The sequence below is a fragment of the Pedobacter cryophilus genome (assembly GCF_005116455.1).
GTDB lineage: Bacteria > Bacteroidota > Bacteroidia > Sphingobacteriales > Sphingobacteriaceae > Pseudopedobacter > Pseudopedobacter cryophilum.
Window position 1 is genome coordinate 1 of record NZ_SWBP01000009.1, and the last position, 26,967, is coordinate 26,967.

23 protein-coding genes and 2 tRNA genes are annotated in these 26,967 nt (G+C 35.0%); 16 read left to right on the forward strand and 9 right to left on the reverse strand.

Annotation, left to right across the window (positions count from 1 at the left end; all coding sequences use genetic code 11):
• A partial coding sequence (locus FA046_RS17430; protein ID WP_205943678.1) for an ISAon1 family transposase N-terminal region protein occupies positions 1 to 238 on the reverse strand: 238 nt, incomplete at its 3' end.
• A 402-nt stretch (positions 239 to 640) separates the two neighbouring features.
• On the opposite strand from FA046_RS17430, the gene FA046_RS16585 reads away from it, so the two are divergent.
• From FA046_RS16585 to FA046_RS16615, 7 genes are all read left to right on the forward strand, one after another.
• Positions 641 to 1,624 (forward strand): acyl-ACP desaturase, encoded by a 984-nt coding sequence (locus FA046_RS16585; protein WP_136827662.1) that lies wholly within the window; start codon positions 641 to 643, stop codon positions 1,622 to 1,624.
• 252 nt (positions 1,625 to 1,876) lie between these two features.
• The gene (locus FA046_RS16590) at positions 1,877 to 2,584 is read left to right on the forward strand and encodes an NUDIX hydrolase (protein WP_136827663.1); all 708 of its coding nucleotides are present in this window, start codon (positions 1,877 to 1,879) and stop codon (positions 2,582 to 2,584) included.
• A gap of 127 nt (positions 2,585 to 2,711) precedes the next feature.
• On the forward strand, positions 2,712 to 4,382 hold the full coding sequence (locus tag FA046_RS16595) for a ribulokinase (protein ID WP_136827664.1): 1,671 nt from the start codon (positions 2,712 to 2,714) through the stop codon (positions 4,380 to 4,382).
• A 2-nt stretch (positions 4,383 to 4,384) separates the two neighbouring features.
• Positions 4,385 to 5,086, forward strand: a complete 702-nt coding sequence (locus FA046_RS16600) for an L-ribulose-5-phosphate 4-epimerase (protein WP_136827665.1) — start codon at positions 4,385 to 4,387, stop codon at positions 5,084 to 5,086.
• Positions 5,087 to 5,170: 84 nt separating this feature from the next.
• On the forward strand, positions 5,171 to 6,667 hold the full coding sequence (gene araA, locus FA046_RS16605) for an L-arabinose isomerase (RefSeq protein ID WP_136827666.1): 1,497 nt from the start codon (positions 5,171 to 5,173) through the stop codon (positions 6,665 to 6,667).
• Between the two features lie 188 nt (positions 6,668 to 6,855).
• Positions 6,856 to 8,835 carry an alpha-L-arabinofuranosidase C-terminal domain-containing protein gene (locus FA046_RS16610; protein ID WP_136827667.1) on the forward strand — a complete coding sequence of 660 codons (1,980 nt, stop codon included), beginning with the start codon at positions 6,856 to 6,858 and terminating at the stop codon, positions 8,833 to 8,835.
• Between the two features lie 11 nt (positions 8,836 to 8,846).
• Positions 8,847 to 9,863 (forward strand): arabinan endo-1,5-alpha-L-arabinosidase, encoded by a 1,017-nt coding sequence (locus tag FA046_RS16615; protein WP_136827668.1) that lies wholly within the window; start codon positions 8,847 to 8,849, stop codon positions 9,861 to 9,863.
• 51 nt (positions 9,864 to 9,914) lie between these two features.
• On the opposite strand, the gene FA046_RS16620 is transcribed toward FA046_RS16615, so the two are convergent.
• A complete protein-coding gene (locus FA046_RS16620; protein WP_225870944.1) occupies positions 9,915 to 10,466 on the reverse strand; it encodes a MutS-related protein in 552 nt (183 codons plus the stop codon).
• A gap of 257 nt (positions 10,467 to 10,723) precedes the next feature.
• Between FA046_RS16620 and FA046_RS16625 the strand changes: the two genes are divergently transcribed.
• From FA046_RS16625 to FA046_RS16640, 4 genes are read left to right on the forward strand one after another with little or no spacing between them, the layout of a single operon-like run.
• Positions 10,724 to 11,578, forward strand: coding sequence for a sialate O-acetylesterase (locus tag FA046_RS16625; protein ID WP_136827669.1), 855 nt, complete (start codon positions 10,724 to 10,726; stop codon positions 11,576 to 11,578).
• Positions 11,579 to 11,631: 53 nt separating this feature from the next.
• Positions 11,632 to 13,743, forward strand: a complete 2,112-nt coding sequence (locus FA046_RS16630) for an alpha-L-rhamnosidase-related protein (RefSeq protein WP_136827670.1) — start codon at positions 11,632 to 11,634, stop codon at positions 13,741 to 13,743.
• 8 nt (positions 13,744 to 13,751) lie between these two features.
• Complete coding sequence (locus FA046_RS16635) at positions 13,752 to 14,927, forward strand: glycoside hydrolase family 27 protein (protein WP_136827671.1); 1,176 nt, start codon at positions 13,752 to 13,754, stop codon at positions 14,925 to 14,927.
• Positions 14,928 to 14,966: 39 nt separating this feature from the next.
• Positions 14,967 to 15,941, forward strand: a complete 975-nt coding sequence (locus FA046_RS16640) for a polysaccharide deacetylase family protein (protein ID WP_136827672.1) — start codon at positions 14,967 to 14,969, stop codon at positions 15,939 to 15,941.
• 135 nt (positions 15,942 to 16,076) lie between these two features.
• Here FA046_RS16640 and FA046_RS16645 read toward each other — a convergent pair.
• The 6 genes from FA046_RS16645 to FA046_RS16670 all read right to left on the reverse strand — a co-directional run bounded on the left by FA046_RS16645 (position 16,077) and on the right by FA046_RS16670 (position 19,647).
• Positions 16,077 to 16,152: transfer RNA gene (locus FA046_RS16645), tRNA-Lys, on the reverse strand.
• A gap of 58 nt (positions 16,153 to 16,210) precedes the next feature.
• Positions 16,211 to 16,286 (reverse strand) — tRNA-Lys (locus tag FA046_RS16650).
• Between the two features lie 133 nt (positions 16,287 to 16,419).
• Positions 16,420 to 17,328 carry a DUF72 domain-containing protein gene (locus FA046_RS16655; RefSeq protein WP_136827673.1) on the reverse strand — a complete coding sequence of 303 codons (909 nt, stop codon included), beginning with the start codon at positions 17,326 to 17,328 and terminating at the stop codon, positions 16,420 to 16,422.
• 29 nt (positions 17,329 to 17,357) lie between these two features.
• The gene (locus FA046_RS16660; protein WP_136827674.1) at positions 17,358 to 18,203 is read right to left on the reverse strand and encodes a transglutaminase-like domain-containing protein; all 846 of its coding nucleotides are present in this window, start codon (positions 18,201 to 18,203) and stop codon (positions 17,358 to 17,360) included.
• A gap of 5 nt (positions 18,204 to 18,208) precedes the next feature.
• Positions 18,209 to 18,934: a peptidase gene (locus FA046_RS16665; protein ID WP_136827675.1), complete on the reverse strand. Its 726-nt coding sequence runs from the start codon at positions 18,932 to 18,934 to the stop codon at positions 18,209 to 18,211.
• Between the two features lie 98 nt (positions 18,935 to 19,032).
• Positions 19,033 to 19,647, reverse strand: a complete 615-nt coding sequence (locus tag FA046_RS16670; protein ID WP_169303407.1) for a 2'-5' RNA ligase family protein — start codon at positions 19,645 to 19,647, stop codon at positions 19,033 to 19,035.
• A gap of 75 nt (positions 19,648 to 19,722) precedes the next feature.
• Here FA046_RS16670 and dinB point away from each other — a divergent pair, with 75 nt between their 5' ends.
• The 4 genes from dinB to FA046_RS16690 all read left to right on the forward strand — a co-directional run bounded on the left by dinB (position 19,723) and on the right by FA046_RS16690 (position 25,102).
• Positions 19,723 to 20,913, forward strand: coding sequence for a DNA polymerase IV (gene dinB, locus FA046_RS16675; protein WP_136827677.1), 1,191 nt, complete (start codon positions 19,723 to 19,725; stop codon positions 20,911 to 20,913).
• Between the two features lie 16 nt (positions 20,914 to 20,929).
• The gene (locus tag FA046_RS16680) at positions 20,930 to 23,899 is read left to right on the forward strand and encodes a DNA polymerase III subunit alpha (RefSeq protein ID WP_136827678.1); all 2,970 of its coding nucleotides are present in this window, start codon (positions 20,930 to 20,932) and stop codon (positions 23,897 to 23,899) included.
• A gap of 284 nt (positions 23,900 to 24,183) precedes the next feature.
• A complete protein-coding gene (locus FA046_RS16685; RefSeq protein WP_136827679.1) occupies positions 24,184 to 24,627 on the forward strand; it encodes an antitoxin Xre/MbcA/ParS toxin-binding domain-containing protein in 444 nt (147 codons plus the stop codon).
• 4 nt (positions 24,628 to 24,631) lie between these two features.
• Positions 24,632 to 25,102, forward strand: a complete 471-nt coding sequence (locus tag FA046_RS16690) for an RES family NAD+ phosphorylase (protein ID WP_136827680.1) — start codon at positions 24,632 to 24,634, stop codon at positions 25,100 to 25,102.
• Between the two features lie 188 nt (positions 25,103 to 25,290).
• Here the strand turns inward: FA046_RS16690 and FA046_RS16695 are convergent, their stop codons facing one another.
• Entirely contained in the window at positions 25,291 to 26,544 is a 1,254-nt protein-coding gene (locus FA046_RS16695) for a DUF2130 domain-containing protein (protein WP_225870945.1), read from the reverse strand.
• A 112-nt stretch (positions 26,545 to 26,656) separates the two neighbouring features.
• Between FA046_RS16695 and FA046_RS16700 the strand changes: the two genes are divergently transcribed.
• Positions 26,657 to 26,944, forward strand: coding sequence for a YgaP family membrane protein (locus FA046_RS16700; RefSeq protein WP_136827681.1), 288 nt, complete (start codon positions 26,657 to 26,659; stop codon positions 26,942 to 26,944).
• Positions 26,945 to 26,967: the final 23 nt, after the last annotated feature.

Consider the following 26,967-nt stretch of genomic DNA (forward strand, 5'->3'; position numbering starts at 1 on the left):
GCCATCTACGCCTTTTAAGCTTTAAAAAGCATGGCTTGCCACGTAAAGGAAAGTCTCTCACCGAAATCTCATCGAAAAAACCTTTTGATCTCAGTTTTTGACCACTAAACTCTATTGGTGCAATATTCTTTTCTTTCAGATAGATATAATAAGAATCTGTTATCGTCTCTACTTTATCCAGTTCAAAGTAGTCGCTAAGCCCCTCAGGAAGTATTATTGATAGTAATGTAGAGTCCAAAATATTGTCTTTCTACAAAAATAATTAAAAAATATTCCTCCCCAACTTTTACGCTTGATCCATAAACACCTTATTGGAAACTTTTTTATGTTTATGAAATGATAGAAGAGCGGTCAGGTTTTCTGGGTTGATTGTACAGGTTTGGCTACCTAAACCTTATTGAAGTGGATACCTGCCATCGTGTGTAAGGCCTGAGGCCGTATGAACGGAAAGAAGGACTACATAACTTTTTTGGAATATAGAAATGGCGTTTCTAAATTATCTTTACTCCTACATAAAGCAAATTATCTATTATACTATTTATGCTTCTTCTATTTTTACTTTAAGAATTTTACAATAGTAAATTAATTTAATTATCGTTATTGTTTGAGTATATATATATCTTTGACTTTTAAATTTTTTATGATAGAATTACCAGTTGGATCGAGAAAAGAAGTAATGAGTTATTTGGAACCTTTTATGGTTAATGAAATGGCTGATTATTTAAAACCCGTTGAAGAAATGTGGCAACCTGCTGATTTTTTACCAGATTCTAGTAAGGATACTTTTTTTAGTGAGGTAAAAGAATTACAAGAAAGTACTAAAGAATTATCTTACGATTTGATGGCTGTTTTAATAGGTGATACTATTACAGAGGAGGCTTTACCTACTTATGAATCTTGGTTATGTATGGTTGATAATGTATCTAGAAATGAACAAGGTGGCTGGATGAAATGGGTTAGGGCATGGACTGCGGAAGAGAATAGACATGGTGACTTATTAAATAAATATCTTTATTTATCTGGAAGGGTTAATATGAGAGCGATGGAAGCCTCAACGCAATATTTAATTCAAGATGGTTTTGATATTGGCACTGGTCATGATCCATATAGAAATTTTATTTATACTTCTTTTCAAGAAATTGCAACCAATATTTCGCACAGAAGAGTAGCTATGTTAGCAAAGCAAGGTGGAGATAAATTATTATCTAAAATTTGTGGACTGATAGCGGCTGATGAAGCAAGACATGCGAAAGCATATAAAGCTTTTATTAGTAAAGCTTTTGAAGTTGATGCTAGTGAGGTAATGATTGCCTTTGAAGATATGATGCGTAAAAAAATTGTTATGCCAGCTCATTTTTTAAGAGAATTGGGTACTAAGGTTGGCCATACTTTTGGTCATTTTACTGATGCAGCACAAAGATTAGGTGTTTATACAGCAGTTGATTATGTGGATATTATGAAGAATCTTATTGAAGACTGGAATGTTGAGAATATAAAGGATTTGAACGAGGCAGGAGAAAAAGCTAGAGATTATATAGTGGCATTGCCAGATCGTTTATTAAGAATTGCTGATAGAATGAAATCTCCGGGATTAGAATATAAATTTAGTTGGATATTAGCATAAATAGATAAAATTCAAAAAGTGATGAAATCCTGGTTATTAAAGATAGCCAGGATTTTTTTTTCCATGTTTTTTTTCATTGTAGGTAGTAGCTGAAGGTTAATTTATGATTATGAATATATTTTAAGGGTAAAATTTAAAGATTTATTACCTTTAAGGTTTAATGGATCTAAATTCTATAAAAGAGTAATTATTTATTATTTGAAAGAATTTTAATCTTTTATAGAGATTTACACGAGAAATTTAGTTGATTAAATGATTAAGTATTTAGACCAAACCCCAGTACTTGTGGCGGTTGATTGTATTGTTTTTGGATTTGATGGTCAAGATTTAAAAGTTTTACTGATCAAAAGAGGATTCGAATCTGAAAGGGATAGATGGAGTTTGATGGGAGGATTTGTGAAATTTGATGAAGATATTGATCAAGCTGCTAATAGAGTTTTAGAGCAATTGACAGGTTTGGAGGGGGTTTATTTAGAACAGCTTAAAGTTTTTGGAGATCCAAATCGCGACCCTACCGAGAGAACTATATCTATTAGTTATTTTGCTTTAATTGATATTCATCAATATGAAAAGCAACTGAATGATGATTATCATGCAGAATGGTTTCTTATTAAAGATATTCCGCAGTTGATTTTTGACCATCAGGAAATGTTAAACAAGGCACTTAGAAAAATAAGATATAAGGCAGCTTTTCATCCAATTTTATTTGAACTTTTGCCAGAAAAATTTACTATTCCACAACTTCAATATTTATACGAAGGAATTTATGATTCTACTTTTGATAAGCGTAATTTTAGTCGTAAAATATTATCTACAAAGTTGCTTATCAAACAATTAGAAAAAGATAAGGATAGTTCTAAAAAAGGAGCTTTTTATTATACGTTAGACAAAACTAGGTATATTGATAAATTTCAAGCTTTTTTAAACTTTATACCCAATCCAGAGAGTTTAATTGATTAGCTAAACACAAAAAAATGTGTGCAGAAATTTTATTTTTAAAATAATAAGTGTTATTTTGACATTAATTTAAAAAAATTCCCACTTTTGAATTAGTAAATAAACCTTTTATAATACTTTTAAAAATATAATGATTAACAATCCTTTGGTAATTGGAGTAGATTACGGTACAGATTCTGTAAGATCTGTGGTAGTTGATGCGGTGAATGGAAAAGAACTAGCATTCTCCATTTATTACTATCCACGTTGGAAGCAGAATAAATTTTGTAATCCAATTAAAAGTCAGTTTAGGCAACATCCTAAAGATTATTTGGAAGGTTTGGGGCATACTATTAAAGAATGTTTGTTTAAAATTGGTGAATCTGCGGCATCCAATGTGAAAGCCATTTCAATAGACACTACAGGCTCTACACCTATAGCTGTTAATAAAGAAGGAACTCCTTTATCATTATTGCCTGAATTTGAGGAAAACCCTAATGCAATGTTTGTTCTATGGAAAGATCATACTTCTGTAAATGAAGCATCTGAAATTAATGAGCATGCAAAGAAATTCGATATTAATTATTTAAAATACGTAGGTGGGATTTATTCTTCTGAATGGTATTGGTCAAAATTATTGCACATACTTAGGGTAGATGAGAAAGTTAGAGCGGCTTGTTATTCTTGGGTGGAACATTGTGATTGGATTCCGTTTGTATTAACTGGAGGTAAACATGCAGATGAAATTAAAAGAGGCGTTTGTTCTGCCGGTCATAAAGCTTTATTTGCTGAAGAATTTGGCGGCATGCCACCCAATGAATTTTTTAAAACATTAGATTCATTATTAGATGGATTTAGGGATAGAACAGTTAAAACAGCTTTTTCGGCTGATGTTTCTGCAGGTTATTTATGTGAGGAATGGGCAGCTAAATTAGGTCTTAGTACAAATGTTTTGATAGGTGTTGGTGCCTTTGATGCCCATATGGGAGCTGTGGGAGGAGAAATAGAACCTTATTATTTAAGTAAAGTAATGGGGACTTCCACCTGTGATATGTTAGTAGCCCCGGTTGAAGAAGTTGGAGATATTTTGGTAAAAGGAATCTGTGGTCAAGTTCCAGGTTCTATAATTCCAGGTATGTTGGGATTTGAAGCAGGCCAATCTGCATTTGGTGATATTTACGCATGGTTTAAAAATGTTTTAGCATGGCCGACTGATGAATTATTATCATATTCTAAACTGATAGATAGTGAAATGGCGTATGCTTTGGCAGAAGAGGTAAAAGATAATATCATTATTAGATTAAGTCAAAAAGCATCTGAAATAGAAGTTACAGAGCATAGTGAATTGGCTTTAGATTGGTTGAACGGGCGTAGAACTCCAGATGCAAATCAATTACTTAAAGGCGCTATTTTAGAACTTAATTTAGGATCAGATGCGCCAGCTATTTTTAGAGCTTTGGTAGAGGCAACTTGTTTTGGAGCAAAGAAAATTGTAGATCGTTTTAATGAGCAAGAAATAAAAGTTAAAGGCTTAATTGGTTTAGGTGGAGTTGCAAAAAAGTCGCCATTTATTATGCAAATGATGGCTGATGTGATGGATATGCCAATTCGCATTCATAAATCAGAACAAACTTGTGCATTGGGTGCAGCTATGTTTGCGGCAACCGTGGCTGGGATATATCCAAAAGTTGAAGACGCAATGAAAGCCATGGGACAAGGATTTGATACTGAGTATCATCCTAATAAAGAAAAAGTAGCCATTTATGCTAAGCGATACCTTAAATATAAAGAGGCAGGTACATTTATAGAATCTAATTTATAATCATGAGTAAAATTTATCAGCATATTAAAGAAGAAGCTTATTTAGCTAATATGCAATTGCCAGAGCTAAATTTAGTGGTTTTTACTTTTGGGAATGTGAGTGCTGCAGATAGAGATTTAAAAGTATTTGCTATTAAACCAAGCGGTGTTCCCTATAAATATTTAACGCCAGATAAAATGGTGATTGTGGATTTTGATGGAAACACTGTTGAAGGAGCTTTAAGACCGTCTTCAGATACTAAAACACATGCTGTTTTGTATAAACATTGGGATCACATTAACGGAATTGTACACACACATTCTACTTATGGGACTGCTTGGGCTCAAACTCAGCGAGATATTCCTATTTATGGGACCACTCATGCAGATCATGCCACTTCAGATATTCCATGTGCACCTCCTATGGATGATGATATGATAAAGGGTAATTATGAGTATGAAACCGGATTTCAAATTATGAATTGCTTAAAAGACAAAGGTTTAAGTTATCAAGAAGTTGAAATGATATTAGTAGGTAATCATGCTCCGTTTACTTGGGGAAAGACTGCCGAAAAAGCAGTTTACAATAGTGCTGTATTAGAAACAATAGCTCAAATGGCTTTTTTAACCGAACAAATTAATCCGAAGGCATTAAAGTTAAAAGATTCTTTGATTCGTAAGCATTATGAAAGAAAACATGGAGTGGATAGCTATTACGGTCAGTAAATAGCGTAGATCAAAATTTCTGGATGAGATAATTGATAATCGGAAAAAAACAACAATCTTTTATAATAGATATAGATCATAAAAATGATAGAATTAAAAAAATTGGAAGTGTGGTTCATTACTGGTAGCCAAGATTTGTACGGTAAAGAAACACTTGATAAAGTTGCAGAACACTCTCAACAAATAGCACAATCTTTAAATATTGATGCGGAAATTCCGGTTCAGGTAATTTTTAAGCCGACTGTTAAAAGTACAGAAGAAATTTTTCAAATCATTCAGCAAGCAAATGTTGCTGAAAATTGTATAGGATTAATTGCTTGGATGCATACTTTTTCTCCAGCAAAAATGTGGATTAGAGGATTAAGTATCCTTAAAAAACCATTGTTGCATTTACATACTCAATTTAATAGCGAAATTCCTTGGGCTAATATTGATATGGATTTTATGAATCTAAATCAAAGTGCGCATGGCGATAGAGAATTTGGCTTTATAGTTTCGAGAATGCGTTTAAATCGCAAAGTTGTAGTTGGACATTGGCAAGATCCGGAAGCTATTGCGCAAATAGCCGCTTGGACAAGAGCTGCCGCAGGTTGGCATGATTGGCAAGGCGCTAAATTTGTTCGTTTTGGCGATAATATGCGTTTTGTTGCCGTTACTGATGGTGATAAAGTGGAAGCCGAATTGAAATTTGGCTATTCTGTAAATACTTATGGAATTGGAGATTTGGTTAAAGTAATAGATTCGGTTAGTGAGCAAGCAATTCTTAATTTAATTGCTGAATATGAAGCAAGCTATGACGTAGACCCAACTTTATTAAAAGGAGGTGTAAATCATTCTTCTTTAATTGAGGCCGCTAAAATTGAAATAGGTTTAGAAACTTTTTTAAGAGAAGGTAACTATAAAGGTTTTACCGATACTTTTGAAGATTTGCATGGAATGGTTCAATTACCTGGAATTGCGGTACAACGTTTAATGAATAAAGGCTATGGTTTTGCCGGAGAAGGAGATTGGAAAACTGCTGCTTTGGTAAGATTATGTAAAGTGATGGGTAGTGGCTTAGCAGGAGGAAACTCTTTTATGGAAGATTATACTTATCATTTTGATGGGAATAATTCTATGGTATTAGGCTCTCATATGCTTGAAGTTGATGAGGCTATTGCTTTAGGAAAGCCAAAAGTAGAAATTCATCCACTGGGTATTGGAGGAAAATCTGATCCTGTAAGATTAGTTTTTAATGTTGCTGGTGGAGACGCTTTAAATGCTTCCATTGTAGACATGGGAAATCGTTTTCGGCTAATTGTTAATGAAGTAGAGGCGATAGATCTTACTCATGAGTTGCCAAAATTACCTGTGGCCAGAGTTTTATGGAAACCTTTACCAGATATGAAAACAGGTTGTGCAGCATGGATTTATGCAGGAGGTGCACATCATACCGCATATAGTCAGAATTTAAAAAGAGAACATTTACAAGATTTTGCTGCTATAGCAGGTATTGAGTGTATTTTGATAGGAAAAGAAACTCAACTCAATCAGCTTAAAAATGAATTGCTTTGGAGCGATATGGCTTATAGAAATAAGTAATTTGAGTAGTTATTAAACGGTAATAACAACATTTAGAGGTGGTTATTGCCGTTTAAAAAGTGCGTTAACGATTGTAACGGCATCCTTTTTGGCCATAGCCATTGTTATAGGTTGCCAAAAAGATACCTTGCCTGCGGCAGGCAGGTAGTGAAAAGCGTGTTAAAACGCCCAAAAATAAACCAAATACAATGAAAAAATCAGTTTATTTATTTTGTTCCATATTGCTAATTTGTGGATTATCCTTTCAAAGTAGTGAAGCTCAGCAGTCTTTTACCGTTAAAGCAAATCAGTTAAAAGCACCAATTTCGCCTACAATGTGGGGGGTGTTTTTTGAAGATATTAATATGGGTGCTGATGGTGGTATTTATGCCGAACTCATTAAAAACCGTTCGTTTGAGTTTTATAAACCATTAATGGGTTGGGCGGTTGAAGGTAAAAAAAGTGAGGGCGATATATTAGTTTTAAACAGACAGGGAGCTAATACTTCCAATCCACGGTTTTTGAGAGTGAATGTGAATGAGGCCAATAACATCAGCATTATTAATGAAGGTTTTAGAGGAATGGGGATTAAAGCTGGTTTACGTTATGATTTTTCATTCATGTATCGTCAGGCTAAACCTGGCGTAAAACTTTATTTAGAGTTATTGAATGAGAAAAATGAGGTGATTGGAAAAGGAGAATCTATTCCTTCTGGCTCAGGAAGTAATTGGGATAAACAGTCGGTAAGTTTTAACGCAACAGCAACGGCACAAAAAGCAAAATTTAAAATCAGATTTGAGGGTAACGGCGTAGTTGATTTAGATATGATTTCTTTATTTCCATCTGATACTTGGAAAGGTCGCCCGGGTGGGATGCGTTCAGATATGGTGCAATTACTTGCTGATATGAAGCCTGGTTTTATTCGTTTCCCGGGAGGATGTATTGTAGAAGGTCATGATTTGGCTACTCGTTATCAATGGAAAAAAACGATTGGACCTTTAGAGAATAGGGAATTGATTGTTAACCGTTGGAATACCGAGTTTGCTCATCGTCCAACTCCAGATTATTATCAAACTTTTGGTTTAGGTTTTTTTGAATATTTTCAGTTAGCTGATGATATTGGAGCAGAACCTTTGCCTATTTTAAACTGCGGGATGGCTTGCCAATTTAATACCGCAGAACTTGTTCCAATAGACCAATTACAACCTTACGTACAGGATGCATTAGATTTAATTGAATTTGCCAATGGCGATGTAAATTCTACATGGGGGAGAGTGAGGGCAGAAATGGGACATCCAAAACCTTTCAATTTAAAAATGCTAGGTGTTGGTAATGAAAACTGGGGACCACAATATTTAGAACGATTAAAAATCTTTACCAAAGCAATTAAGGATAAATATCCTAACATTAAATTAGTAAACAGTTCTGGAACAGATCCGGATGGCGATCGTTTTAACTTGCTAAATACCGAACTCAGAAAAATGAATGCTGATATTATTGATGAACATTACTATCGTAAACCCGAATGGTTTCTTCAAAATGTATCAAGATATGATAATTACCCAAGAAATGGCCCTAAAATTTTTGCTGGTGAATATGCAGCGCAAAGTGATAAAATAGTAAGTGTAAACAATAAAAACAACTTACAAACCGCTATTTCTGAAGCCGCTTTTATGACCGGATTAGAGCGTAATGCAGATGTGGTAATAATGGCTTCTTATGCGCCACTTTTTGCCCATGTTGATGCTTGGCAATGGACACCAGATATGATATGGGTAGATAATCTTCAGGCTTATGGTACGCCAAACTATTTTGTTCAAAAATTATATTCAACTAATATAGGAACACATGTAGTGCCTTTGCTCAATAATAATAAAACAGCATTAATTGGTGATGGTGGAATTTTTGCTTCATCAGTAGTTGATAAAAAGACAAATGAGCTTATTTTAAAAATAGTGAACACGTCTGATAAAGAAGCCGAAAGTTCATTTAACGTTGAGGGAGTGAATAAGCTTCCATCTAAAGCAAACTTAACTGTATTAACCTCTAATAATTTGGGAGATGTGAACTCTATCAGTAAGCCTTCAGAAGTAGTTCCAAATGAAACGCAGATTGCAATTAAAGGTAAAACGGTGAAGTTAAAACTAGCGGCTAACTCATTTAGTGTGTTAAGGGTTAAAATGTTGTAATTCACAATTTAATGAAAGTAGTTTTTAGTGTATGGCTTTTTATTTCATTCACGTTCCATGTGATGGGGCAGGATTTGAAACAAAATGTTTCTGTACATGATCCTGTATTGGCAAAACAAGGCGATACTTATTATTTATTTTGTACAGGGCAAGGAATAGCCATGTGGTCTTCTAGGGATTTAAAAAACTGGAAATCTGAAAAGCCGGTTTTTGCAGCGCCTCCAGAATGGGCTAAGCAAGCAATTCCATCTTTTAAAGGACACATATGGGCGCCAGATATTAGTTTTTATAATGGCACTTACTACCTTTATTATTCTGTATCGGCTTTTGGTAAAAACACTTCTTGTATTGGTTTGGCCACCAACACAACTTTAGATCCTACTAGTTTGGCATATCGCTGGGTAGATCATGGGAAAATCATTCAATCTTTTCCGGGTAAAACAAACTGGAATGCTATAGATCCTAATTTAATTACTGATAAAAAAGGAAATCCATATTTGTCTTTTGGCTCATTTTGGGATGGTTTAAAATTGGTTAAATTGAGTGAAGATAGAATGAGCGTTGTGGAAGATCTTACTCAAATACCAACTATTGCCAGTCGTAAGAAAAAAGTATCAGAAGAAAATCCACTATCAATAGATGATAATCCTAAAGATGCCGGAGGAAACGCCATAGAAGCGCCATTTATCTTTAAAAAAGGAAAGTACTATTATCTGTTTGCTTCTATTGATTATTGCTGTAAAGGGCCAAAAAGTACTTATAAAATGATTGTTGGTAGAGCTAAGCAATTAACAGGACCTTATTTAGATAAAACAGGTGTTTCAATGGCTGAAGCCGGAGGGAGTATTTTGTTAGAAGGAGATAAAAACTGGTATGGCGTAGGGCATAATTCTGTGTACACATTTAATGATACAGATTACTTGATATTTCATGGTTATGATGCAGCCGATAATGGCAAATCAAAACTTAGAGTAGAAAAATTAGCTTGGGATAAAAAAGGTTGGCCAGTGTTGGTTAAAGTTAAATAAGCCAGACCACTTTGTCTGGCTTATTTAAAAATACAATCATAATCTATCAGACTATTTCTGCCCTAAAATAATTTCAATGATACGCTCATTATCTATAATTATTTTTCCATGTCGGTCTTCGGTTACACCGTCTTCTAGTTTATAGGTGTAAATTGGCACCGTACCTTGCATCTTGGTTGGTAAAAAGACGAAACTAAAATTGTTTAAGCGTTTCAATTCGTTCGCAGCCTCTATAATGTGGGTAGAAATTATATACGAGCAGTTCCTCAATTCAGAAAAAGCTTCTGTTACCGCAACCGTAGCATCAAAGGCATCCTTAACGTTTGTTCCTTTAAATAGCTCATCAAAAATGACCACCAAGTTTTTACCTCTTGCTACTTCTTCGGCAACTTTTTTTACCCGCAAAACTTCTGCGTAAAAATGGCTGTAGCCTGCGTTTAGGTTGTCAGTAACGTTTATTGAAGTATAAATACCCTCATGTACCGAAATAGCCATGTTTTTTGCTGCTATAGGAAATCCCATGTGACTGAGATAAATAGCAATTCCAAACGATTTCATGAAGGTAGATTTACCAGCCATATTTGCTCCAGTAAGGAAAATCACATTTTTATCAGCTTTTTAAGAAAAAGGGATATGACAAAGCCTCCAATGCTCACGTTTTACAGCATGGTACAGGATGATTACTTGTGATAAAAACAATAATTTTAATAACATTTCTTTCAAAGAATGATTTAGCATTCTATATTGAGATGGTATAAACCAAATAACCTAATGAACTTCAAGAAAACCATTATTGTGGCGTTTTTTGCCCTTTTAGGCAATCAACAAAAGAAAAGAGTTAAACCTGATGGAGGTCCATTATGAAAACTATCAAATTAATTCTATGCCTTATTTGTTTGTTTTGCCTACAACAAGCATTTTCTCAAATCAAGCCCATAGTTAGAAAAACGGTTAAGCCACCAATAAACAAAAGCAAGTTTTATTTATTTCTTTTGGTTGGACAATCTAATATGGCTGGAAGAGGTAAGGTAGAATCTGTTGATACATTGCCAAATCCCAAGGTTTTAACCCTCAACAGCAGGGGCGAATGGGAGGTAGCTAAAGACCCCATACATTTTGATCGGTCTTACGCTGGCGTTGGACCTGGTTTAACTTTTGGCAAATTAATGGCAGAGGCCGACACCTCCATCTATATAGGATTGATTCCATGTGCAGTAGGTGGGTCATCTATAAATGCATGGCTTCCTGCCGTAGATACCGCTAAAACCGGTAAAAATTATAAAGTGGCAATTTTAAGAACAAGAACTGCAATACAAAGTGGGACTTTAAAAGGGGTGATTTGGCATCAGGGAGAAACAGATTGTACCGCAAAAGGAGTTGTGAACTACCAAGAAAAACTAAACAAAGTAGTGAATGGTTTCCGTACCGATCTTAAAAACCCTACATTGACATTTATTGCTGGAGAACTGCCAGCATTTCAAACACAACAACCTGATAAGGAAAAAAAAATGCAGTTTAATCCTTATGTAGCTCAAATCAATACCACACTCCAAAACTTGAAAAGTATTTTAGCAAATTTTGATTACGTCGTCGCAACAGATACAGATCACATCGGCGATTATCTGCACTTTAATGCCACAAGCGCTAGAATAATGGGACAACGATATGCGAATTTGATGCTTAAGTCCATTAAGCAACAGGGAGCCATAAAATGATTGCCCCTTAAAGCTATCAATTGAATTATTGCATCCAATTATGTTTTATTAAAATGATAAAAAATCTAATTCTTATTCTAGTTGTATGTGTTTTTGGTCATCAATCTTTTGCGCAAACCAAGGCACATGAACGCTCAAAAAAATATATCATAGATCCAGCTTATCAATCCAGTGGTAATCTTCCTGTTAAACAAGAGGTCGTAGGTGCAAAATGGCTCTACGGTTATACCGAATTGCAATGTTGGCGTTTACAACAATTGAGAAAAGATGTTGATGAAGCAAAACTGAAAGTGGGTTACCCTGGAGAATACCACCAACCTTATGCGAAAGCCAGTTTTATCTACGTTGTTAAAAAGCCAGTTACCGTTAAAAATTTAAGATTCTATACCAATGCAACTGCAAAAGTTAAAATAAATGGCAAGCCAGTAGAGGTAATACAGCAGGGAAAACAAGAACAGACTATCGCACTTGCCATCCCAATAGAAGCCTCTCAAATAGAATTTGAACTTTCTACAACGGCAGAGCCACCATGTTTACTGATCAAGGATGGTCCCTTTAATACAAACAATACTATTTGGAAATGGAAGACAGAGAATGAACCACTTCAAGTCCCTGAGCAATTCTCTCAATTAAAAAATGGAGCTTTTCCACATCAAAATCAGCCAACAGAGACTAATGTACTAGCTAAAAAACTTGAGACTAATGTTTTCGATTTTGGGAGGGAGTTATTGGCCTATGTATACTTGGAAGTTAAGGATCAACCCAGTATCTGTGTAGGCGAATCCCTTGCCGAAGCTAACCAGACCATTACGGATAAATCGTTAGAGCAAACGATGGAACTTATTCCGCTTTCGGCTGGTAAATGGCGTTCTAAGGTTCCCTTGGCATTTCGATATGTGAAAGTGACCAGTGGTATAGTAAAATCAATACGTGTTGGGGCGCTATTTTATCCTGCCCAGTATCGTGGGGCCTTTGCCAGTTCAGATACTCTTTTGAACAGAATTTGGATGAACAGCGCTTATACACTTAGGTTATGCAGAAATGAGTTTTTAAACGATGGGATTAAACGTGATCGTTTACCTTGGGCAGGTGATCTAGCCATGAGCATGATGGTTAATGCCTTTACCTTTGGTGATGCCGAACCTGTTAAAAATAGCCTAGCGGTATTAAATAGGGCAGGAATTAAAAAGCAGGACATCAACGGTATCATTGACTATGACTTGTGGTGGTTGATTTCAGAAAATCAATACCAGCTTTATTACAAGGATATCGAGCACTTGAACAGGCAATGGCCACGTATTAAAGAAACGATGGAAATTTTGAAGACTAAATGTGATAGTCTTGGAATGATCAATGTCAAGAATACCAAGTGGCTTTTCATAGATTGGGTGAAGGTAAATAAAACCTCAACTTTGCAGGTGCTTTGGTGGTGGGCTCAACAAAGTGCTGTTGAATTAGCTAAGCGTGTTGGCGATGGAAATGCTGCCAAAATATGGCAAGCATCAGCAATGGACTTAAAGAAAGATTTAACGCAACGAGCTTGGAATGAAAATGAGGGCAGTTGGATGGATGACCCTTACACTCCAAAAAACCTCTCTAGGCATGCCAATATCTTAGCAGTCATATCAGGACTATCAGGTGAATCAAAATATGAGCAAATTGGGTCAATACTTAGGGGCAAATCAGCACCAGCGGTTGGAACACCATACATGAGCGGTTTCGAAGTGTTGGCACTGGCCAAAACTGACAACCTCAACTCATCAATCCAAGCTGTGAATGATATTTGGGGTGGAATGTTAAAAGTCCCAGGAACAACCACTTTTTGGGAAGCTTATAGCCCAAGGGAAACAGCTGCAAAAATGTATTCCTTTTATAGTCGTCCTTTTGGCAAAAGTCTTTGTCATGCTTGGAGTTCAGGTCCTGCAGCAGTTCTACCAACGGTTTTATTAGGATTAAGACCATTAACAGATGGTTGGAAGACATTCGAGATTAGCCCAAAGCTTGGAAGCATTTCTTGGCTTTCATCAGCAATTCCTACACCTCAAGGAACGATAACGGTAGATATTTCAGACGGGATAATGAACCTAACCGTTCCAAAAGATTGCATAGCCTACTGGGGGAATCAAAAATTTATCGGACCGTTAACTATCACTAAAAAACTCTGAGTATTACAATGAAAACTTTTCATCTTTTAAAAAATGTTACCTTCTTATCATTGTTCATCTTGTTGGGCATTAATCATAGCTACGCACAAAGAGCAAAAGCTCCAATCATGGGCTGGAGCAGTTGGAACCATTTTCATGTCAATATTGACGAGAAAATGATCAGGGAGCAAGCCGATGCTATGATTTCATCGGGCATGTATGATGCTGGTTATCGTTTTGTGAACATAGATGATGGCTATTTTGGAGGTCGGGATTCGGTTGGTAAATTATTTGCTGATGCAAACAAATTTCCATCAGGGATGAAATCTCTTGCCGATTATATACATGGTAAAAACTTAAAGGCAGGCATCTATAGTGATGCAGGAAAAAACACATGCGGGTCTATTTATGACAAAGATAAAAATGGAATTGGGGTTGGAATTTATGGTTATGTAGACCAAGATTGCAAACTCTTCTTTAAAGACTGGGGTTACGATTTTCTTAAGGTAGATTGGTGTGGTGGCGAAAGGATGAAGTTAGATGAGGAAACCGAATACACTAAAATTATAAAAGTCGTTAAAAATATTGATAGCAATATTGTGTTTAACATTTGCCGCTGGCAATTCCCCGGTACGTGGGCAATTAAACAATCAGATTCATGGAGAATATCAGGAGATATACGTCCAAATTTTTCATCTATTCTTAAGATCATTGATTTGAATGTAAACTTATACCAATACGCCTCGGCAGGGCACTATAATGATATGGATATGCTGCAAGTGGGAAGGGGGATGAGCTATGATGAGGATAAAACCCATTTTTCGATGTGGTGTATGCTTAATTCTCCATTACTGGCTGGAAATGACCTAAGAAATATGTCTGAACAAACTATAGCAATCCTCACCAATAAAGAAATCATTGCCTTAAATCAAGACGAGGGGTTTAAGCAGGCAACAAGAATCATTAAGGACAAAGACATTGAAGTATGGGTTAAGCCCTTAGGTAAAAATGGAAAATCCAAAGCGGTAGCCATTATAAATAGGGGCGGCAAAGAAGCTTCGTTTGAATTGATTGCCAAAAAAGTTGGATTGAGTAAAAATAATCAGTTACGAGATCTTTGGTTGCATCAAAAAATAGGGAAAATAGGAATAGCGAAAAACTTTAATTTGCCAAAGCATGGGGTAATTGTGGTAAAAGCTGATTAATTATACGGTATAGTGAAAGATAATTTAATGTAATCTAAAATGAGTAAAATCTATTTAACCATATTATTTACAGTTTTAAGCCTCAATTTTTGTTATGGACAAAACGCCATCGATATCCACATTGCAAAGTTTAAAGATAACAAGGCGGCAGCCATTAGTTATACCTTTGATGATGGCTTAAAAGAACACAATACCTTAGTAACTCCATGGTTAAAAAAACTAGGATTGAAAGGAACTTTTGTGATAAATGGTTCTAAAATAAATGAAGATCCAAATGCCATAAAAGATACCACGAGAATGACTTGGAAGGACTTGAAAGAAATGGCGGCTTCAGGTCAAGAAATATCTAACCATGGTTGGGCACATAGAAACTTCGGGAAATTTACCCTAGCGGAAATAGAAGAAGACATTAAAAAGAATGATAGTGCCATCTATGCTAATATTGGCGCTATACCTCGCACTTTTGCTTATCCAAACAATACCAAATCTACCGAAGGGATCAAAATTGCCAACAAAAACCGTGTAGGTACTAGGTTATTCCAACGATCGATAGGTGGTAAAGCAACCGCTGAAAATCTTGAAGATTGGGTAAATAAATTATTGAAAGATCAAGATTGGGGCGTCGGGATGACACATGGTATTACTTATGGATATGACCATTTTGGCAATCCGAGTATCTTTTGGGATCACCTTAAAAAAGTAAAAGCATTGGAAGATAAAATATGGATAGGCACTTTCCGGGAAGTGGTTGCCTACGTTAATGAACGTGATTCAACAGTGATAAAAATTAAGCAGAATACAAATACGCATTATATCATTACTGCTACTTGTTCCTTAGATAAAACATTATTTACAGAACCTTTAACAGCGATTTTAGAAGAGGGAGGGATAAAAAAAATTAAAATCAGTCAAGGGAAACAAAAGCTAATACCGAAAATACTGCCAAATAAAGTGTTATTTAACTTTGATCCTTTTGGTGATCTTATTGAGATTGAAATCAAAAAGAAGAAATAACCTCTTATCATAATAAGAGGTTACTTAAGAAAGCCATCACGTATGAACAAGAAATTGTCAGTTGTGGTTAAAACTCAATAAGAAATAAAATAGACATAAAACCAAAAAAGCCTCTTTTTCAAGAGGCTTTTTTATTGGTGATCCCGCTGGGATTCGAACCCAGGACCACTACATTAAAAGTGTAATGCTCTACCAGCTGAGCTACGGAATCATTAATTGTAAGATGTTTGATAAAAAAAGCCTCACTTTCTGAGGCTTTTAAATTTTTCTGGTGATCCCGCTGGGATTCGAACCCAGGACCACTACATTAAAAGTGTAATGCTCTACCAGCTGAGCTACGGAATCATACTTTATTAAACTAATAGTTTTTTAAAGTTGTGCAAAGATAGGGTTTCCAGCTAATCCTGCAAATCATTTTTTGTTTTTTTTAGTATTTTAAGCTAAACCTCTTACAATCAGCAAAAAGAATTCTTTAGGCTTAAAATAAAGTATGCTCATTAATAAAATGTGGCGCTTTAATATTAAGTTTTAAACGGGTATTAAGTTTCTCAATTACATATTTACAAAGTTCGGGCGAGTCTTTTTCCTCATGCTGATGCATAAAAAAATAAAAAGATTGCAGGCCTTGTTCTTTCCATAAAGCTAGCCTTTCTACCCAATCGTCTACTCTTTGATAATCTGTAGGGTGTAAATTATTGCCCACAAACCTTATGAAGGCGTGAGGCGTAGGTAAACTCATGTGTACGCAATCTCTTCTGCCAGAAGCATCAGTAATTACAGCGCCAATGTTTAATTTGTTTAAGAGATTAAAAAGTAATTCGCTATTTGCAGGTTCAAACCAATCTTTATGTCTTACTTCTACAAAAAACGGAACATCTTGCGGTAAATGCTCAAGGTAGTTTTTTAAGAGGTCTAAATTTTTAGGACCAAAATTATCACTCAATTGCAAAAATACGGGGCCTAAATATTCTTCAAAAGCCATAATACCTTTATAAAACTCGGTAGTAAGTTCTTCGGCGTCTTTTAATCTTTTGATGTGACTTATAGGTTGTGATATTTTAGGGCAAAATTTAAAATCTTTATTGCTTGCTGCCGCTTTTTCTTTCCATTTGGCAATGGTTTTAGCATCATAAATTTTATAAAAAGTAGCGTTCATTTCAATGCTATTGAAATGTTTAGCATACTCATCTAAAAAATTAGCGTCTTTTGTTCCTTTCGGATAGATTTTACCAACCCATTCTTTACGCCCCCATTTTGCACAACCTACGTATGCTTTTAGTGGTTTTTTATCGGCTGCTTTTAAAACAGATTGCGTAATTGCCGTATCAGGCGGAAGCTTGAAATTTATTTCATTAAGTGTTTGTGGCTCAACTTTACCAAATTCCATAAAATGATTTTTAATAGGTTAGCAAAAAATTAAGCATAAGAAATTCCCTGATGACCTTGTTCTTGCTGATGAAAAGGTTCGAAATTTTCTTCTTCAGTATCACATGATATTTTACAAAATGTGAAATTAATATCACCAAATAAATTTCCAAAAGCAGTATCGGCGGCATCTCTGCCGGTTGCAATTTTCACCATCCCGTTTAACGGAGCTAATTTGGTAGCATCAAATAAAACCCAGTCGCCATTAATATAAGCTTCAAAACAAGCATGAAAATCTTGGGGATTTAACTGATAAGCATAGCCGGTAAAATACCTGGCCGGTATGGTAAGCGCTCTACAAAAAGCAATTCCTAAATGAGCAAAATCTCTACAAACACCAGCCTGTTCTACCAAAGTATCTAATGCAGATGTTTGCGAATTGCTGGCACCACCTAAATATTTAACATTTTTATAAATCCATTCTGAAATAGCAATTACCTTATTGAAATCATTTTCTATATGCCCAAATAGGTTGTTTGCCATGTTATATAACTTATCAGACTGGCAATATCTACTAGGGTATAGGTAGGTTAAAATCTCGGGACTAAGCTTTGCGATTTTTAGCTCTGGTACCATGGTATAATCTTTTATGGTGAAAGAATTATCTACGGTAGCCTGATAGCTGATGCCTATATGATTGGTTTTTGGGATTTCTAATCTCACAAAGCGATGCTCTCCTTGAACAGAATTTAATTCTTCTATTTTGATGTCTAAACTGGTTTTGAAAGATTCTGATAAAACTTTTTGGTGTGCTGTTTTTAATGCATGGATATTTAAAATCAACGTACTATCTGTAGCAACTCGGTATTTCAACTCAACATCAATTTTAAATTTCATGACTTTTATTTGGTTTCAGTTTTTTCAAAAGCGGCACTCATCCAATCTTCCGAAATATTATTTAAAGCATTTTTTAATTCTTTATCCCATTGTATCGAGATTTTTTCTAAATCTTCCTTTTCATATCGATGCTGTATAAGATGATAGCTATTGGCTTCAGAAATAATCACATCTATTGGGAAATCTACATTATTAGAACTTACCCTGGTAGAATCAAAAGATAGAAATCCGGCTTTTAAAGCTTCCTGTAAAGAGGAGTCTTCGTCTACAACTCTATTCAAAATTGCTTTTCCATGTCCAGAATTACCGATAATCACATAAGGCGCACCTTCGCCTAATTCTACCCAGTTACCTTCTGGGTACAACAAAAACAGCTTTTGCTCTTCATCATCTTTTAATTGCCCGCCAATAATGGTGTGTAAATCAAATTTAAAGCCCGAATTTTCTAAAGATATTTTATCTTCCTCAGCAACTCTTTTTATTTGCTCTCCAAAGGCATTTACGGCTTTGTAAAGCTTGTTAAAGTCTTCTTGCTCTGTGAGTTCTTTAAAATATAATAAGGCTTTATCTCTCACAGATCTTAATCCGCTGGTCATTAAAAACAAACAATATTGATCTTTTTGAACGGTAAATAATTTCTTTTTTATAGTGGTATCTGTACCAGAGGTAATACGGGTATCAGCTATAGCTACCAAGCCCTGTTTTACTTTTATGGCTAAACAATAAGTCATTTTACAAATAAATTTTTAAGCCATCGAAGATAGTAAATAAGCAATAGCTGTTAACTGTTCGGCGTTTTTTAATTTTTATTTCATCGGCGAAAGCTTAATTATTTAACAATTAACTGTTGTAGTGCTTTTTCTAGCTGAAATGAAGTTAAATGATCAAAAAGTGTTTGTATTGGGCAACCTCTTAATTTATAGTCTTGTACGGTAATCCATTTTATACCTGTATGTTTTAAAAGCGTAAAATGGGTACAGGTAAAATGAGCTTCAAAAGTTTTGTGCTGATATTCTTCCCAGGCTAAATCAAATTCTTTTTCTGGAATATCTCTGTAAGCGATGGTGTAATGAGGATTAAAAGGCATTTGATCTTGCTGTACATTAAAAAAGTATGCTCTAAAAAGTTTTTTAATATTCTTTTTAAGATTTATAATTTCTTCACATTTATTAGCCTTAATATAAATGCTGTGTTTTTGAAAACGATTAAAATCTTTTAGTTCTTGATGAAAAGGTTGATGAATAAAGCTCAATCCCTCTAGTTTTCTAAGTAACAAGGCTTCGTCTTTTTTATCAAGCGTAAAAGGCTCTTTTAAAGTAAGATGAACAGGTGGCTTTAAAGCTTCATAACTTTTATACTGATTAGAAAATTCTTTTCTAATCAGGTCAATTCTTTCGTCTGTAGCCTTTGGAGGCAAAATGGCTATAAAATATAATGATTTCATAAAACTAATATATTTAGTAAATATAGTAAAAGCTAAATATATTAGTATTAATTTTGAGGTATAATTTTTTGGATTATGACACAGGAGAGGCAAATAGTACATATAGATTTAGATTCTTTTTTTGTTTCTGTAGAATGTAGAGCTAATTCTAAATTATTGAATAAACCCGTAGCAATTGGCGGCTCTAATGAGCGTGGTGTGGTGGCTTCTTGTAGTTATGAGGCTCGTAAATATGGCGTTCACTCTGCCATGCCGGGTAAGTTAGCCAAGCAGCTTTGCCCCGATTTAATTTTTATTAGAGGAGATTATGAAAGTTATAGCAAAGCCTCACAAGAAGTTACCGAAATTATTGAGGAAGAATCCCCAGTTTTTGAGAAAACATCTATTGATGAGTTTTATATAGATATGACGGGGATGGATAGGTTTTTTGGGACTTTAAAACACGCTACAGAGTTACGAGAAAAGGTAATTCACGAAACAGGTTTGCCTATCTCTTTTGGCTTATCAAAAAATAAAACGGTGTCTAAAGTGGCCACCGGTTTGGCCAAACCTAATGGTTATAAATATGTGGCTTACGGAGACGAAATACCTTTTTTAGCGCCATTATCGGTACGTAAAATCCCTATGATTGGCGAAAAAGCAGCTCAAAACCTTAAAAGAATGGGGGTAGAAAAGGTATATACTTTACAGCAAATGCCGGTTCAATTGTTAGAATCGGCTTTTGGGAAACCGGGCATTATGATGTGGGAAAAAGCGAATGGCATAGATCTTTCACCCATTACGCCTTATACCGATAGAAAATCTTTATCCAGTGAAAATACTTTTGAGAAAGATACCATGGATATAGAAATGCTAGAAGCCATGTTGGTTTCTATGACAGAGAATTTGTGTTTCAAAATGCGTCAAGAAAATTTTCTCACTTCTTGCATTAGCATTAAAATAAGGTATTCAGATTTTAATACGCATTCGCAACAGCTTAAAATTCCACATACCTCTGCAGATCATATCCTGATTCCAAAAATTAAGGAGCTTTTTAGGAAATTGTATCAACGCCGTATGCTCATTAGATTAATTGGCGTAAGGTTTAGCAATTTGGTAAGAGGGCATTTTCAAATTAATTTGTTTGAAGATAATGTGTCTCAAATTCATTTATACCAAGCTTTAGATAAGCTCAATAAGCGCTACGGCGATAAAACTGTTTGCCGAGCTATTGGAATGGCTGATGCCGCCCGAACTTTTAATCCGTTTAACGGGATAAAATCCTGATGAAAAAATTAATCACATGTACCTCAACTGCCATACTTGGTTTAGCTTTTTATACGGAACGATTACTCCGCAAAACCTCCTAAATAAGGCTAAAAGTATAGGTTTAGAGCGTTTTGTTTTAGCTGATATCAATAACACATCAGGTTGTTTGCAAACTATGCGTTTGGCGCAAAACACAGGTGTTTCGCCAATTTTAGGAATAGATTTTAGGAATAATCACGAGCAAAAATTTATTGGAATTGCTAAAAATCATCATGGTTTTGAACAACTCAATCGCTTGCTTTCTTATCATTTAAAAACAGAAAAACCTTTTGAGGATGTTTGCCCTGTAACGGATGATGTTTTTGTGATTTATCCTTTTCAGCAGCATCAAGAATTTGACCTTAAAGCGCATGAATTTATCGGTGTAAACCATAAAAATTTACACGATTTACAATCTCCAAAATGGAAAAAATGGCTTCATAAAATGGTGATTTTACATCCGGTGAGTTTTTTGCAGCCGCAAGATTTTCATTTGCATCATTTGCTGCGGGCTATAGACAAAAACACCATCCTTTCTAAATTAGAAGCTAAAGATTTGGCTTTCGCCGATGAAATGCTGCTAGATGAAACCGCTTTTTATGATTTGTATCAGCATCATCCTACTTTACTAAAAAACACTTCGGCGCTGCTTAATAATTGCGAACCTATCAATTTTGAGTTTAAGCAACACAAAAATAAATCAGTAATTGATTTACATCCTGATAAAGAAACGGCACAACAAAATGATTATGAAATGCTGGTAAAACTAACTTACAATGGTGCAATTGAACGTTATCAAACCATCTCCCAAAAAGTAAAAGATAGGATAGAGAAAGAGCTGACTTTGATTCGGAGTCAAGATTTTGTGCCTTATTTTTTAATCAATCATAAAATTATTTCTTTCGCTCGTAAAAGAGGTTTTTACTACATAGGCAGGGGCAGTGGGGCCAATAGCGTGGTGGCTTATTGTTTACGTATTACAGATGTTGATCCTATTGAGTTGGATTTATATTTTGAGCGTTTTATTAACCTTTATCGCAAAAACCCACCCGATTTTGATATTGATTTTTCTTGGCAAGATAGAGATGAGATTATTCAATACATTTTTGATACTTACGGCTTAGAGCATGTGTGTTTGCAAGCTACCTATACCACTTTTCAAACAAATTCTACTTATAGAGAGCTGGGGAAAATATACGGCTTGCCAACCGAAGAAATTGAAGTTTTAGCACAGCGAGCAAAGAAAGGAATTAAGGCTTACGCCGATGAAAAACTATATCAAGAAATCAATTTTTTTGCAGAAAAACTGGCTAATTTTCCTAAAAATCTCAGCATTCACGCTGGGGGAATTTTAATTTCAGATCAGCCTATCTTTAAGTACACCGCAACTTTTCATCCGCCAAAAGGCTTTCCAATTTGCCAGTTTGATATGCATGAAGCAGAAGATTTAGGCTTATATAAATTTGATATTTTGAGTCAGCGTGGTTTGGGGCATATCAAAGATACTTTGGCTATCGTAAAGCAAAATCAAGGTGTGGAGATTGATATTCATGATATTCCAAAATTCATGCAAGATGGAAAAATTGTTAAACACTTAGAAAAAGGGAATTTAATAGGTTGTTTTTATGTAGAATCTCCTGCTATGCGGATGTTGTTGGCTAAGTTAGAGTGTAGAGATTACCTCACTTTGGTGGCCGCAAGTTCTATCATTAGGCCAGGTGTGGCGCAATCTGGGATGATGCGGGAATATATTTTAAGGCATCACCAAGCAGATAAAGGAAAATCTTTAGCGCATCCTATTTTATGGGATTTGATGGAAGATACTTATGGGGTAATGGTTTATCAGGAGGATGTGATAAAAGTGGCACATATTTTTGCTGGTTTAGATTTAGGCGAAGCCGACGTTTTGCGGCGAGGAATGAGCGGTAAATTTAGATCAAGAGCGGAGTTTTTAAAGGTAGAAGAAAGCTTTTTTAGTAATTGCAGAAGAGTTGGTCATCCCGATGCTTTGGCTAAAGAAGTTTGGCGACAAATAGAATCTTTTGCAGGATATTCTTTTGCAAAAGGCCACTCGGCTTCATTTGCGGTAGAAAGTTACCAAAGTATGTACCTCAAAGCTTATTTTCCTTTGGAGTTTATGGTAGGGGTGATTAATAATTTTGGTGGTTTTTACCGAACAGAAATTTACGTACATGAAGCCAGAAAGAACGGAGCAATTATACAAGCGCCATGCGTAAATCAAAGTATTTACCTCACCACCATTAAAGGAATTACGGTTTGTTTGGGTTTTATTCATGTAGGTAGTTTAGAACAAAAATTAGTTGATACTTTTTTAGAGGAAAGAACCCAAAATGGTGATTATGAAGATTTGTCCGATTTTGTAAATAGGGTAGCGGTAGGTTTAGAGCAATTGATTATCCTCATTAGAATTGGTGCTTTTAGGTTTACAGGTAAAAGCAAGCAAAAACTATTATGGGAAGCTCATTTTTTACTGAATAAGCAGCCGAAAAAGTTGGTCAACCAATCATTATTTAAACATAAGCCCAATCAAAATTTCAGCATTCCTCAGCTTCATTACGATAAAAGAAATGATTTATTAGATGAGATGGAAATTTTAGGCTTTCCTTTATCTTCTCCGTTTGAGTTAATGGCTAATCAAGGTATTAAAGGAATTAAAGCAGCTGATATTCCTTTACATTTAGGGAAAGAAATTGTAATTGTAGGTTATTTAGTCACTACCAAGTACGCCAAAACTAAGCATGGACAAACCATGTTTTTCGGAACTTTTTTAGACCAAGAAAGAAACTGGATTGACACCGTTTTATTTCCTGATGTTGCCGCTCGGTTTTCTTTTAAAGGTTATGGTTGTTATTTGATTAAAGGAAAAGTGACTAAAGAATTTAATTTTTATACTGTAGAAGTGATAAGTATAGAAAAATTAGGCTGGTGGAATGCGGGGGATTGAGTTTGTTTTACACGAATTTTACTAATTTTCACGAATCAAAACGCATAGCATTAGTTTTCATTCGTGTATTCGTGGCTTAACCTTTTATTGTTGCATAGTTTAAGATTAATTTTTGCCACGAATACACAAATTTTCACGAATCAGAGCGCATAGTATTGGTGTTCATTCGTGTATTCGTGGCCTAACTTTTTATTTTATCGTTTATGGGATTTGAAAGCTTTTATCGTAGCAAATAAATTTGTGAAAATAGTTTCATTTTAAAATGAAAAATATTATATTTGTGTATGAAAACTTATGAAGAAAACAATTTAATAAGTACCGCTCAAGAGCTATTAGTTCCTTATCAAACTTATTTTGAGTCTCCGGTTAATCGTTTGTCTGTTATTAAAGGAGGCTTATCTTCTTCTTCCTTAAAAGATTTATTAGAAATTAGCGGTTCTACTCGTTTAGATATTGCTCGTAAATTAGATTTAACAGAACCTACACTTCGTAAACACTTAAGTGCCGCAAAAGAGTTAAGCACAAGTTTAAGTGAGCATGTGCTATTTTTATTAGAACTTTATGATAAAGGCATAGATACCTTTGGTTCTGTACAAGAATTTAAAAACTGGTTGCCCCAACACAACATAGGTATTGATGCCAAACCAAATGATTTATTAGATTCTATTACCGGTATAAATATGGTAATGAATGAGTTAAACCGCATAGATCATGGTATTTTAGCTTAAGCTGATGTTGGTTTATAGAATTGCTCAAACCAAATACGCTGGTTCTTTGGCCTCTTCTGGTTTTGCCGGAAGGTGGAATACAGAAGGAGAGGGGATGATTTATACCGGTGGTTCTGCTGCTCTTTCTTGCTTAGAAGTGTTAGCTCATAAAAGTGGAGCAGCTTTAAACTCGGGTAAGTTTTCTATGGCTGTAATTTCAATTCCTGATGATCTATTGGTTTCAGAAATTACGCTAAGTCAGTTACAAGAGGTCAATACAGAATGGTTTAAGGTTTTGCATTATCCTCTTACACAAAAATTAGGGAATAAATGGGTTTTAGAGATGAAAAGTGCGGTATTAAAAGTTCCATCGGCAATTGTTGATAGAGAATATAACTATTTATTAAATCCCTTGCATCCAAAATTTTCTAAAATTAAAGTTTTGGACATTACGCCATTCAATTTTGATCAAAGGTTGAAACTGAATATTACTTAAGTTAGTTAGTGTGATTTCTGTAGCTAATAAATCTTTGTCTTTTCCGGCTTGCTATCCTTTTAAGAATTGTTTCTGTAGGGATAACCCTCGGGTTATCCTTTTTATAGTTGTTTTTCTGTTTAATGCAATCCGAAGATTATCCCAATAGGATTAATAAATATTTAGAATAATCCATAGCTTATTCCTCCCTAATCTTCTAAAAATAAATCTTCACCCTCGTTTGTTAAATTTAATTTAATCACATCCTGACCGGCAATCCCCTCCACAGATCCACTAATATGCGCAGCATTCAATAATACTTTTTCTAATTGTTTTTCTCTGGCTTTCCACATTCTTTCCATTGCTGTACGCTCTGTTTGTATAGACATTCGCATGCTCATAAAACCTTCGCTAATGGCGTTCCACTGACTGCCAAATTCAGAACTTGTTAAATAATCATACAGCATGTGCATTTTATCGCCACGGTTTTCCTGAGATTTTGAAGCCGAGAATAATCGGATGATTCCGTCTCTTAAAACATAAGCCACTGCTTTTAATTCCTCAAAAGAACAAATCCATACGCCATCTTTTTCGCCAAAACAATCCATGCCTTTAGGGTAGCATTGCGTCACAATTAAAGCCACATCTGCACCCACGCTAATTTTATCTTTCTTCAATTTTTCTATCCAATCACCACCAAAATCTTTGGTCCGTTTACTTTCATAAATAATCTTTCCGCATGCTTGGCCACTATTATTGCGTACAGTTTGTATACAATCTGCGCCACGTATCCCTTTTCCAACCTCACTAATCACATCAAAAGGAAAGCTAGTCTTCAGTAACTCTTCTAAAATAAGTTCCTGTACTTCGCCTTGCATTTGCATAGAGCCCTGTTCGGCTTTCCGCTTCATTTCGTCAACCAATCTTTTCTGATCTTCAATTTGCTTTTCCAGCTCTTTAACTTTCAATTGGTTTTCAGTATCTTTTAATAAACTTTTCTCATTTTCCTGTTTGCGTATTTGCTCGGTAATAGAATTCCTTTCTTCTTGTAACTTCCTTTGCAAGGCCAATTCCATTTCTGCCTCTTTATTTTTTAACTCCGCCTCCCTTTTTAAAAATGCTAATTCTTTTTCACGAGCCAGTTTAAGTTTTTCTTCTCCTTCTTTGTTAGCGTTTTCTAACAACTGCAATTGGTTATCAAAATCAGAAGCAATACTTTTCCTTAAGCTTTCTTCCAATTGCTTTTGCAGGTGCATTTTTTCAGAAGCCAGCTTTTGTTCAAACGCTAAGGCCTGCTGCTTTTCCTTTTGTAAAAAATCCTGCTCCTTTTTGGTGAATTCTTCTTCCTTTTTCTTGGTGAAATCCACCATTTGTTTACGTAGGTTATTTTTGTATTCTTCGGCCATCACTTCCTCAATAGGAAAAGAATGACCACAGCTTGGGCATTTAACTTCTGTCGACATAGATTTTATGAATATAGATTTTCAAGGTATGATTATTTTTTTTGGATTGAAAACGCAAATTTAAGAACAGGCATCATCATTGCTATTTAAAATTGAATTTAAATTTAAAACGATGATTACAGATAAAATAGAAGAGCTAAAGGATACTTTAGAAGAAACCTTTTTGAAAGAAACGCTTTATACCAACTTAGGAAAAACAGAAAGAGTACTTTCTTTGGCTACAGGCGCTTATATCATGTTTAAAGGCATAAGAAATGTTTTTTCTCATCCTCTTATTGCAACTACAGAATTAGTAGTAGGCTTTGGTTTATTGCAAAGAGGCATGAGTGGCTATTGTGCCATTACAGAAAAATTTGAAAACGAGCCTCAAGGTCCAGAACCTATTCTTATAGTAGGTTAACACAAAAATGGCCTCATGATATT